Raw genomic sequence first — 11,745 nt, 5'->3', positions numbered from 1 at the left:
CTCCTCTTTGAGATCGGTGATGTGGGTGCGAAACCGTCTAGATCATAACTAAATGACGGTTCAGTTAATGAGTGTGCACGACTCGCTACGTCGCGTCAAGCGAAATCTCGAGCTGGCGCACCAGGTACTCACGCACCCACTCGGTAAGCGTCACGTCAGGGATCACCTGCGGCGCGGTCAGGCGGCGAACGACGAGGCCGTTCATAAAGCTGACAAGCTGTTCGGTGGCGGCGGCCACCCCCCGCTCCCCCGGTTCGACCGCCCGCGCAAGTCCCCGGTCGCTGCAGGCCCGCACCGCCGTCGCAAACAGTTCGCGCCAGTCGTCATCACACGCCCGAATCACGCTCGCAAACTGCTCGTCGAACTGACTCGCGGCCCAGCCATCGAGCCACAGCCTCCAGCTGCGTGCCCCCGCACTCGTCGGTAGATACCAGGCCGTCAGCTTCACGAGAGCCTGAGTGGGGTGCCCGCTCTGCGCCAGAATCGCGCGGGCCGCTTCAAGATCTCGCCCCGCTTCAGATGCAAACGCGGCTGCAAGCAGTGCCTCTTTCGTGCCGAAGTGATACATCACGAGCCCTGCACTCACCGATAATTTGCGCGCCACATCAATGACGCGCACCGCCTGATGCCCGCGCTCGCCCACGAGCTCCACCGTGGCCTGCAGAATCTCATCACGCCGCGCCTCGCCACTCAATCGCTGCCTCATTGCGCCTCCACCATCCGTCTCAACAACTGAACCATTGATCAGTAACTCCAATATCGATAGCGTAAGCGCATGTCACTCAAAGCAGAGGTCGAACACACCATCACCGCTCAGCGATCAGAGTTTGTCGAGATCAGCCACCAGCTTGCCGACCACCCAGAGCTGGGAATGGAGGAGGTAGGCGCCGCAAACTTGCTCGCCACCTCACTCGAACAGCAGCAGGGGGTGAGCGTGCAGCGTGCGCTAGCCGGGGTACCCACCGCGCTGCGTGCGACCGCGGGCTCGGGCGACCTCGTCATTACGCTGTGCGCCGAGTATGACGCGCTGCCCGGGATTGGCCACGGGTGCGGGCACAATCTCATCGCCGCTACAGCCTACGGCGCGTTCACCGCGCTCGCTCCCCTCGCCGATCGACTCGGCATCACCGTTCAGCTCGTAGGCACTCCGGGCGAAGAAAACGCGGGCGGCAAAATCATGCTGCTCGAACGGGGAGCGTTCGCAGGCACTCACGCGGCGCTCATGCTGCACCCCGGCCCGCGCAACTACGGCTCGATGACGCCGCTCGCCTCAACCGATATCTCGGTGAGCTTCACCGGCGCGCCAGCGCACGCTTCGTATGCGCCGCACCTCGGGCGCAACGCGCTCGACGCACTCACGGTCATGATGACGGCCGTAGGGCTCGCCAGGCAGCAGCTCGAACCCTGGCAGCAGATTCACGGGGTACCCGTATCTCCCTTTGGCGCCGCGAATGTCATTCCGGCCGCCGCTGAGTCTTCTTGGATGGTGCGCGCCGCGACCCTCGAGAGCATGCACAGGGCCGTCTCCACGCTCGAGCGGTGCGCGCGAGCTGGCGCGATTGCCGCGAACTGCGAGTTCGAGTTCTCGGTGAACCCGGTCGCCTACGCCGAACTCGAGGCCGATGCCGATCTCCTGGAGTTCTATCAGCGCAGCGCCACCACCGTCGGCGTGGCAGGTCCGCTCTTCGAGCCCCGTGGTGGCTCGACCGATATGGGCAACCTGTCACTCCATGTACCCGCGATTCATCCCATGCTGCAGCTGGGAGACGGGAGCGCCGGGATCCACACCCGCGAGTTTGCGCAGGCGGCCCGCGGCAGCGCCGGAGACGACTTTGTGGTGGCGGGCGCCACCCTATTGAGCCACGTCGTCATTGATGCCGCGCAGCACCCCGACGTGCGCGCGCGACTACTGCGACAAGACCGCAACACTCAGCCCTGGAGCTAGTGGCGCAGCGAAGCGGTGTGGGGAGCGTACGCCGCTCCCCACACCGCTTCGCTGTTACGCGTTATGACTACGCGTGGCGTGTATTACTGTGCCATCCACACGTTGAACCGCTCAGTCACCGGGCCATAGTTGTCGGCCCAGTAGCCGTAGTCCATGGTCGCAGCCGCCTGGGAATTGACGGCCTCGCTGCCCGCGAGCTCGGCCTGCACGTCCTCAGGAACGAACTCGAGCGCCAGCGGTGAAGCGGGCCCGTAGCCCGACTCGACCGCCTGGTTGCCCTGCGCCTCGGGGTTCGACAAGAACCACACCATCCATTCCTCGGCAAGCTCGGTGTTGGGGTAGCCCTTTGGAATCACCACGTGTTCATACGTGGTGAGGTTCTCACCAAACTCGTTGGCGACGGGCTGGCCGTCGGCTGCTGCCTGGGTGATGCGTCCGTTCCAGGCCTGCACGAGAGGCGCCTCACCGCTCGCCACGAGCTGCACCTGCTGGTCACCCGTGTCGTACCAGACGATGTCGTCTTTAATGGTGTCGAGTTTTGCAAATGCGCGGTCAAGGTCGAGCGGGTACAGGTCGGCCGGAGCCACCCCGTCGGCAAGCAGCGCCGCTTCAAAAATGCCGCCGGTGGCGTACTTCCAGAACCCTCGCTTACCGGGGAACTTCTCGGTGTCAAAGAACTCTGCCCACGTGGTGGGGTGAGCGTCGGCAAACTTGTCGGTGTTATACGCGATCGTGAAGGCGTACTGCAGAATCGGAATTCCACACTCGCTCAAGAACTCGTCACTCACCTCCGCCTCTTTCGCGGCGTCAAACACGGCGTCGCTCAGCTTGGTGAGGGTGCCCGCCTCACAGGCGGTGTCGGTGTAGTTGGGCTCGGTTTCAACGATGCCCCACGAGACCTTGCCAGCCTCGACCATTGCGTCGATCTTGGCATAGTCCGTGGGTGAGTCCTGGCGAATCGTCACCCCGTTCTCTTGCGCCCACGGCTCGATCACGGTGCTCACGTGAGCATCTTGCGCCCCACCGCCCCACATTGTCACCGCGAGGGACTTTTCGTCGTTGCCGCCGCCACCTCCGCCCGCGCATCCGGTCAGGGCCAGCCCCGCGATCGCTACGGCGGCGACCGCGCCCCGCGCCTTCTGAGATGTAAACATTGAGCGTCCTCCTCGACGTCTATTACGTTCTATCCGTGAAATTCCTACCACTTTAGTGATCCGGCACTTCAATAATGAGCGCGTCTCCCTGACCACCGCCCCCGCACAGGGCTGCCGCCCCGATACCGCCGCCGCGGCGGCGAAGTTCGTAGGCGAGCGAGAGCACGATGCGCGCTCCGCTCATGCCCAGGGGGTGGCCGAGCGCGATCGCACCGCCGTTCGGATTCACACGATCGAGGTCGACTCCGAGTTCACGCGCAGACAGCAGCGCAACACCCGCGAACGCCTCGTTCAGCTCGAACAGGTCGAGCTGCCCGACATCGATGCCCGACGTCTCGCACGCGCGCTCGATCGCGCGCGCGGGCTGCAGCAGCAGTGACGTGTCGGGGCCAGCGACCGCCGCACTCGCCCGCACGCGTGCAAGCCACTTGAGGCCGCGCCGCTCAGCCTCAGACCGCGACATGAGCACAAGCGCACAGCCGCCGTCAGACAGCTGTGAGGACGAACCGGCCGTGATGATGCCGTCTTGCGCAAATGCTGGCCGAAGACGAGCAAGCCCCTCGGCGGTCGTATCGTCACGAATACCCTCGTCGTGCTCCACGACGCTGGTGCCGCGTCGTCCCACGATTTCATAGGGCGCGATCTCTTCGGCGAATGTGCCTGCGTCTCGGGCACGCGCGGCACGCGCATGCGACCGAGCCGCGAACTCGTCGAGCTCTTCGCGCCTCAACCCAAAGGGCTCTTGATGCTGTTCGGTGGCAGCGCCCATCGTGCAGTGGTCAATCGCGCAGAATAGGGCGTCCCTGTTGAGCGTGTCTTCTAGCGCGCCGTCACCGTACGCAAAGCCTGCACGCGCGCCACGCACGACGTGCGGTGCACCCGTCATCGACTCGAACCCGCCGGCCACCGCGACAGCGCGCTCACCGAGCCTAATTGCGCGATCGAGCACCGATACGGTGGCGAGCCCCGAGGGACACAATCGGTTGAGCGTGGTGGCTGAGGCGCCCAAACCAATTCCGGCGGCCAGCGCAGCCTGCCGGGCCGGGTTCGGGCCGAGCCCGGCCTGAATCACATTGCCCAGCAGCACCTCTTCAACGTCGCCCGCAGAAACGTGCGCGCGAGAGAGCGCCGCGCGTATGGCGTGAGCGCCGAGGTCGGGGGCGGCAATCTTGCCGAGGGCACCGCTTAATCGACCGACCGGGGTGCGCGCGCCCTCGACGATAACGGTTTCTTCCATGTGGGACTCCTGTCTCAGCGCCGAAACGGCGGGGTATTACGCGGGATCGGGGCGGGGCGACTGGTGCCGCTCCCGCCCCGAATGCACTACAGGTTGCGCGAGATCACGAGGCGCATAATGTCTGAGGTGCCCTCCTCGATCTCTTCAAGTTTCGCGTCGCGCATCCACTGCTCAACCGGGAACTCGCGCGAGTAGCCCCAACCGCCCAGCGTCTGCACCGCAGCCCAGGTGCTGTACGCCGCGGTTTCTGAGGCCTGCAGCTTTGCCATCGCGGCCTCACGCGCGATCGGCTTGCCCTGGTCGAACATCTTGGCGGCGCGCAGCGTCTGCAGCCAGGCGGCGTCGATGCGGGTCGCCATATCAGCAAGTCGAAACGCGACGGCCTGGTGCTCGATGATGGGCTTGCCGAACTGCACGCGCTCACGCGCGTAGTTCAGCGCGTACTCGTAGGCCGCGCGCGCGCAGCCCGTGGCGGCGGCGGCGAGCACGATACGCGAGGCATCAAACGTCTTCATGAGGCCAAAGAAGCCCTGCCCTTCTTCACCCAGGCGGTTCTCCTCGGGCACGAACACGTCGTCGAAGAACAGTTCGCGGCAACGAATCGCGCGCTGCCCCATCTTCTTCATGGGTTCGCCCATCGTGAAGCCGGGGGCGTCCTTCTTGACGAGAAACGCACTAACCCCGCGCGAGCGCTCGTTCGGATCGGTCTTCGCGAACACCACGTACTGGTCGGCGTAGCCCGAGTTCGAGATCCAGGCTTTCTGGCCGCGCAGCAGGTACCCGCCCTCGGTGCGCACGGCCTGGGTGACGATCCCCGCCGCGTCTGATCCGGATCCAGGTTCGGTGGTGGCGAGAGCAGTGAGCACCGGGTTCTCGCCTGTGAGCGGGCGCAGCCACTTCTCCTTCTGCTCGGGGGTGCCCAGCACGAGTAGTGGATCGGCGAAGAAGCCGTTGGAGCACAGAAAGTTGCCGATGCCCAGGTCGCCCCAGCACAGCTGCTCTTGCACGAGGCACTGAGTGAACAGATCAGTAAACCCGCCACCACCGAACTCCTCGGGAATCATGAAGTCGGTGATGCCCACCTTTGCGGCTTCTTGGAACAGGTCGAGCGGCGAACCGTCGTCGGCCTCGTCGACTTCGCGGCCGCGGGGACGCACCTGCTCGGCCGCAAAGTCGCGGCAGAGCTCGACGATTGCCTCCTGCTCGTCGGTGAGCTGCCAGATGCTGCGGGTGCTTTCCAAAAGATCCATCGGTGGTTCCTTTCGGGGTTTCGACGAGCGCGAGGTTGCGCTGGCCGGTGATTGATGAAGTGGTGATACGTGCAGGTAAGTCTGAGTTATTCGGCGAGGCAGTCGACGATGATCGCCGAGTCTGGCCCCACGCGCACCGGGTTGAGTTCGATTTCGCCTACCGCCGGGCTTGCGGCCAATACGTGGCTCAGGTCAGAGACCACGCGGGCCAATGCGTCGCGGTCAAGTGCGGGCCGGCCGCGCCAGGGTGCAAGCAGTTTGGCGCTGCGCAGCTCGTCGATCATGCCGTGGGCTGTTTCGAGCGAGACCGGCGCGAGCTCGACGCGCAGGTCTTCCCACACCTCGGTCTCGGTGCCGCCATAGCCCACAGAGATCACGGACCCAAAGGCCTGATCGCGACGTGCGGCGACGATGAACTCGGCGACGTGTTCACGAGTGTCTTGCGCTTCGATCGTGTATGCGCCGTCGCCGATTCGAGCGTGCATGCTCTCGAACGCCGCTGCGGTGGCCTCGGGACCCGTGAGTCCCAGCGCCACGCCTCCCGCCTCTGTTTTGTGAGCGAGCCACGCGGCCTTCAGCACAACTGCACCCCCCAACTCGTTCGCGGCGGCGGCCGCCTCGTGGGCGGTGCGCACCGTGCGCACAACCGGAAAGGGAAACCCCGCCGTCACAAGTGCTGCGCGTAGGTCGGCCTGACTGCCACCCGCGATTGGTGCGACCTCCTGGTGAAGCGCAGGGCGTGCAGTGGCAGGGTCTTTGATCCGGCTCGTGCGGGCCGCGAGCTCGTATGCCGCCGTGATGGCAAGCAGGGCGTCTTCGATGCGCCCGTACACCGGAACGCCGGTGTCACGCAGCTGCTCGGCCACTCGGCTGTCTGCTGCCATCGCGTGCACAACGACCGGGGCGCCCGCGATTTCGGTGAACCGTGCGGCGACGGTCGCCTCGGCTTCGTGCAGCGCCGGGGTGTCGTGACCATAACTACAGAAGTACCCCGACACGACCACCGCATCAACCTCCCCGCTTTCTGCGAGCAGTCGCGCAAGGTCGACATAGACGTTCAGGTTCGCTTCGCCCGACCCCGCGAGGTCGATCGGGTTGCGCGTCGATGCCTGCTCCGACAGCATCGCGTGCATGCGCGTGCGCAGTGCGTCGCTGAGCGGCGGCAGCTCGAGGCCGAGGTGCGACGCCTGATCGGCCGCGATCCCGCCTTGTCCGCCGCTGTCGCTGATCACCGCAATGCGCGGCCCCTCGGGCGCTTCGACACGATCAAGATACGACGCGATCTGCACCAGGTCGCTCGGTGTACTGACCCGCAGGGCGCCGGCGGCTCGGCAGGCCGCGTCGACCAAATCCATGGGCGACGTCATGGCCCCGGTGTGCGATTGGGCCAGTTGCCTACTCGCGGCGCTCTCACCCGTGGTGAGCAGCAGTACACGCACGCCAGCGGCGGCTGCCTCGCGTACGGCCGCAAACAGCTCCCCCGCTCCCGCGAAGTCTTCGAGGTAGAGACCGATCGTCTTGGTGCGCGAGTCGCCCGCAACCGATCGAATGACCTCGGTGGCGTGCACGTCTGTTTGGTTACCCAGCGATACAAAGCGCGAGATCCCCACGCCGGCACGCACACCGAGCGCGGCGATCTCGCTCCCGAGCTGCCCACTCTGGGAGATGATCGCGAGCGACCCCGGGCGCATGCTGCCCCACATCAGCTGCAGCTCGCCCTCGGCTGAATAGATCCCGAGACTGTTCGGGCCGATCATGCGCGCGCCGTACTCGCTGAGCAGCTGGGCCGCGGCGGCTTCGTCGTGCATCTGCGCGGCCACCACCAAAAATGCACGCACTCCCTTGCTGAGGGCATCGCGCATCACCTCGAGCACCAGGTGCCCTGGCACCGCAATGGCGAGCAGCTCTGGCACCTCGGGGAGACTGTCGAGCGATGGGTAACTCTGCATCCCTGCGATCTCACCCCCGGCGCTGTTGATCAGGTACACGCGCCGGCGTGTGCGCCCAATCCCGGCCCCCATCGCGAGCCAGTGCCCCCACTTGGCGGGGTTTGAGGACGCCCCAATGACCGCCACCGAAGCCGGGTCATGAAATGCGTTCAAGTCGTGTGTTACCCGAGGGTTCACGTGCTGAAAGTCTTGCGCGGAAAGCAACATCTTCGTCCTTATTCCGTGGCGTCATTGCCATTAATTGATTCACCAGTTAATTTACGGGATACGGGTTAGCCCGTCAAGGATTGTCTTCAAATATCGTGGGCGATTATTGAAACACGGCTCACTTGCCGCCGGCGCGCAACAGGTCGCGCACAAACTCGGCGCACAGCCGCTGCATCTTATCGACCGTAATCACGGTCGATCCCAGCAGCGCCTGCACGGCAAGACCGTCGAGCATGGCAATGAGCTTGTTCACCGCCGACGCCGGATCAGGGCTCATAAACACCCCCTGCTCAACACCCTCGTCAATCAAGCCACCAATGAGCCTGCGCCATTCGTCGTATGCCGCGTCGTTGACGCGCCGCAGCTGCTCGTCTTGAAGCGCCCCCACCCACAGCTCAAGCCATACGTGCCACGACTCGCTCGTGACATCGTCTTTAGGCACATAGGTGTCGAGCAGGAGCTGCAGTTTTTCATCAACGGGTAGTTTTTGCGCCAGCAGTGAGGCGCGCCGCTCAACTGAGCTTGCAAAATTATCTTCGAACGTCTCTCGAATAAGGTCGTCTTTGCTCGCAAAGTAATAGTGCACGATCCCCGGCGATACTTTTGCTTCGCGCGCAACATCTGCGACCCGCAACATGGCGACACCACGCTGCACCATGACGCGACGCGTCGCGGCCATTATTTGAGCTCGCCGCTCATCTTCAACACTCGGGCGTACCATCGCGGCACTTCCTCTCAAAACTGTTGCGGAAATTGAGTTTCATCGTAGTGCCTGCGTGATTCCTCTTACGCACAGGCCTTGACCCGATGCACTACAGCAGCCCCAAAACTTCTTCTGCGGCACGCCTACCCGAAGAGACCGCGCCGTCGATGTATCCGTTCCACCTGCTCGCGGTTTCAGTGCCCGCCCAGTGAATCGCTCCGGTCGCGGCACGCCACCCCGCTTGGCCATGCTCCACCCAGGCACCGGGGGTCGGGTTCGCGGCGTAGGCGCCACCGATAAACGGCTCGACCGCCCAGTCCTTCTCGACGTAATCAACGCATGCGCGCGCATCGCTGCCGAAGAGCTCTACGAGCTTTGCGAGCACTTCTTCGCGGCGATCAGGCGCGGGGAGTGCCCGCCACCGCGCAATCTTGTCGGCGTAGATAAAGCACACCAGCACCCCGCGGCGCGCATCGTGGGGCGAGTTATCAAACACAAAGCCGAGCGCGCTGTCATCGTAAATCGTGGCCTCTCCGCTCAGGTCGCGTGAGCGCCAAAATGGGGTGTCGTAGCTCACGTGAATCTTGATCACGTCACCCATCGGCGATTTGGCCAACCACCGACGGCGCGGGACCGGCAACTCGGGCCGAAACACTATCTGCGCCGTGGCGGGCGGCGGTGTCGCTACGATCACGCGCGCGGCATGCACGGTGAGTGTGCCTGTTTCTACCGTCACACCCTGCTCGGTCTGCGTCACTGCGCGCACCGGCTGATTGAGGTGCACCCGTGGCCCGAGCACACTGGCAATATCAAGTGCGATCGACTGCGCTCCGCGCTCAAAGCGCGTCTCCTGTGCACACCCCTCAGCTTCCATGAGCTGTTCAAACCCACCCGCCGACGCGATATAGAACAAGAAGTGCAGCAGCGAGATGTCGCGCGGCTCTACCGTCCAGACGCTCTGCACCGCGAGGCGAAATCTCAGGCGGGCGTCTGCGCTCGGCACGGTGCGCTCGAGAAAGGAGTGCACCGTCTCACTATCCATTGCCTCTGCGCCCGGCGTCAGGGCCGGATCATCAAGATTGACCGCGAGCGCTAGGCGATCGATGTGCTCCATCGCCGCCAAGTACTCGGGCATTCCCGGCGCTCCATCGGGCCCTGCGACCTGAAAGTGCCGCTGCACGCCGTCGCGCCAGAGCTCAATGTTGTGACCAGCCAGGTACGTTGGAAACGTGGGCGCACCGAAGCGCTTCACCAGCGCATAAAAATCATGCTGGGTGGGGCCAATCCACTGACCGCCGTGATCTATCACCACACCCGCGTCGTCTATGGCAGACAGCGTACGACCACCCACCCGCGCACCAGCTTCGAGCACTAACACTTCTACCCCGCGGTCATGCAAAGCCAGGGCAGCCGATAGGCCGGCATAGCCAGCACCCACCACGACCACTGCCGTTTCAACGTGACAACCCATCGCTGCGCTTCCTTGCGAGTCCATATTCCTCAGCATAATGGGTTAACTGGTCAGTCAGTCAAGAACAATTTTCACTTGACAACACCCGTCCATTCCTCCATGCTCTCGTATTGATTGGTTCACCAATCAGAAATCGAGGTCAATGTGGACAACGAACACGCGAGTGACGAGCTCGAAGCCGAGCTTGAGCGCCGTTTGGCGCGCATGGAATCACCCGGCTGCGGCGGAATGGTGCAATCAAACCTGCCCTGGAAGGACTTCCTGATTGCCGCCGGAGGCTTGGTACTCGCATCAGCCGCACTGCTGTGGTGGGCGTTCTGATGGTCGACAAGATCTACACCGAAAGCCTGCCGGCTACTCGCGTACCAGAGGACGCAAGCCTCAACGAGCTACCGTTGCTGCCTCGCGAACGCATCTGGGGATTTTGGAACTTTACGACCGTCAATGTCGGCTTGGCGATCGCTACGTGGGCATTCTTGCAGGGCGCAACGGTGGCGTACTATGTGGGCGCGGTCGAGGCGATTGTGAGCGTGTTCGTGGGGTATGGCGTAGCCGTTCTACTCGTTGCGCTTTCGCCCGTGCTGTCATCGGCAAAGTACGGCGTAGAACAGTTTGTCATGCTGCGCAGCATCTTCGGCCACGGTGGCGCACGCCTGGTCATGGTCACCACCTCGACTATCTTCGCCGCAGGCTGGTCTGCAATACTCGCGATCATGCTCGGCCACGGGCTCGTCAACATCATCAACACTATGTTTGGCGTATCGCTCAGCAAAACTGGCGCAGCCGTGAGCGTCCTCGCCCTCATCGCCATCATCACCTCGTGGCTCATCCTGTCGCGCGGCCCGATCTCGGTGGAGCGCGTAAGCAACGTAGTCGCCCCGCTCCTCCTCCTCATTCTCATCGCCATCACCGTCGTAGTCTTCACGCGTGTGTCTTGGGAGGAGCTCACAGCGATCCCAGCGCTAGACCCCGAATCAAACCCGCACACGAGCTTCATGCTCGCAATAGAACTCGGCGTCGCTGGTGGATTCGCTTGGTGGCCCAACATGGGCAATCTTGCCCGCCTCACCCGCAGCGCACGCAGCGCGTTCTGGCCCAACTGGATCGGCATCTTTGGCGCCTCGGTGTTTGCTGCCATCGTAGGAGTATTTGCCGCGCTCGTTCTTGAAATCACAGAGCCCACAGACTGGCTGATTCCGCTCGTCGGCACAGTGTTCGGCGTGATCGCGCTTGTCGCCATTGCGCTGGCAAACATTACCGCCATTCTGTCCCAGGGGTACGGCTCCATGCTCGCGCTACGCAGCGGAGGGGGCAAGCTTTTTCAACGAATGGCTTGGCCCATGATGGGTGTCATCATTTTGGGGCCGGCGGCCGTACTCGTCTTCTTCCCCGCGACTGTCTACGAAAACTATGGCCGCTTTCTCTCCTGGGGTGCAATCTTCGTAGCGCCACTAGCCGGAATCGGCATCGTCGATTACTTCGTACTCAGGCGCACGCGGGTGCCCATCAGAGAACTCTACAAACCCGCCCACGAGTCAGCAGTCGGCTATGTTCACGGATGGAACCCCGTCGCGTTCATCGCGCTCGGCGCCGGAGCGCTGGTGTACACCACGCTTCTGCACCCCATCACCTACGCTCCGTCGGCGCTGTTCTCGTACACGACCGCGTCAGTTCCGTCGTGCCTCACCGGCGCCCTCGTGTTCTGGATTCTCACAAAAACCATCACCCAACCCCGCGGCCGTGGCGGATACCTCATCGAGACTCCAGTCTCCACCGGCATCATCAACGCGCCGGGCCTCACCCCCGCTAACCCCTCATCAAAGGACTGA

At 63.6% G+C, this 11,745-nt stretch carries 10 protein-coding genes; 3 read left to right on the top strand and 7 right to left on the bottom strand.

The window, feature by feature from the left end; translation table 11 throughout:
* Positions 1–85 precede the first annotated feature (85 nt).
* Positions 86–706 carry a TetR/AcrR family transcriptional regulator gene (locus ACXR2T_RS04425; protein WP_458837702.1) on the bottom strand — a complete coding sequence of 207 codons (621 nt, stop codon included), beginning with the start codon at positions 704–706 and terminating at the stop codon, positions 86–88.
* A gap of 69 nt (positions 707–775) precedes the next feature.
* On the opposite strand from ACXR2T_RS04425, the gene ACXR2T_RS04420 reads away from it, so the two are divergent.
* Positions 776–1,945, top strand: a complete 1,170-nt coding sequence (locus ACXR2T_RS04420) for a M20 family metallopeptidase (RefSeq protein WP_458837700.1) — start codon at positions 776–778, stop codon at positions 1,943–1,945.
* 83 nt (positions 1,946–2,028) lie between these two features.
* On the opposite strand, the gene ACXR2T_RS04415 is transcribed toward ACXR2T_RS04420, so the two are convergent.
* The 6 genes from ACXR2T_RS04415 to ACXR2T_RS04390 all read right to left on the bottom strand — a co-directional run bounded on the left by ACXR2T_RS04415 (position 2,029) and on the right by ACXR2T_RS04390 (position 9,940).
* Positions 2,029–3,099: an ABC transporter substrate-binding protein gene (locus ACXR2T_RS04415; RefSeq protein WP_458837698.1), complete on the bottom strand. Its 1,071-nt coding sequence runs from the start codon at positions 3,097–3,099 to the stop codon at positions 2,029–2,031.
* 52 nt (positions 3,100–3,151) lie between these two features.
* Positions 3,152–4,336 (bottom strand): acetyl-CoA C-acyltransferase, encoded by a 1,185-nt coding sequence (locus ACXR2T_RS04410; RefSeq protein WP_458837696.1) that lies wholly within the window; start codon positions 4,334–4,336, stop codon positions 3,152–3,154.
* Between the two features lie 86 nt (positions 4,337–4,422).
* Positions 4,423–5,586 carry an acyl-CoA dehydrogenase family protein gene (locus ACXR2T_RS04405; RefSeq protein ID WP_458812298.1) on the bottom strand — a complete coding sequence of 388 codons (1,164 nt, stop codon included), beginning with the start codon at positions 5,584–5,586 and terminating at the stop codon, positions 4,423–4,425.
* An 86-nt stretch (positions 5,587–5,672) separates the two neighbouring features.
* Positions 5,673–7,712 (bottom strand): acetate--CoA ligase family protein, encoded by a 2,040-nt coding sequence (locus ACXR2T_RS04400; RefSeq protein ID WP_458837694.1) that lies wholly within the window; start codon positions 7,710–7,712, stop codon positions 5,673–5,675.
* 148 nt (positions 7,713–7,860) lie between these two features.
* Complete coding sequence (locus tag ACXR2T_RS04395; RefSeq protein ID WP_458837692.1) at positions 7,861–8,463, bottom strand: TetR/AcrR family transcriptional regulator; 603 nt, start codon at positions 8,461–8,463, stop codon at positions 7,861–7,863.
* Positions 8,464–8,554: 91 nt separating this feature from the next.
* Positions 8,555–9,940: a flavin monoamine oxidase family protein gene (locus tag ACXR2T_RS04390; RefSeq protein WP_458837690.1), complete on the bottom strand. Its 1,386-nt coding sequence runs from the start codon at positions 9,938–9,940 to the stop codon at positions 8,555–8,557.
* A gap of 120 nt (positions 9,941–10,060) precedes the next feature.
* Here ACXR2T_RS04390 and ACXR2T_RS04385 point away from each other — a divergent pair, with 120 nt between their 5' ends.
* Both ACXR2T_RS04385 and ACXR2T_RS04380 read left to right on the top strand, forming a co-directional pair.
* A complete protein-coding gene (locus ACXR2T_RS04385) occupies positions 10,061–10,237 on the top strand; it encodes a hypothetical protein (protein ID WP_458837688.1) in 177 nt (58 codons plus the stop codon).
* Positions 10,237–11,745 (top strand): purine-cytosine permease family protein, encoded by a 1,509-nt coding sequence (locus ACXR2T_RS04380; protein WP_458837686.1) that lies wholly within the window; start codon positions 10,237–10,239, stop codon positions 11,743–11,745. The genes ACXR2T_RS04385 and ACXR2T_RS04380 overlap by 1 nt, the downstream gene beginning before the upstream one ends.

This window comes from Leucobacter faecis, assembly GCF_054456635.2.
Note: the sequence above shows the minus strand (reverse complement) of the source record. Positions and strands in the feature narration are given on the sequence as shown.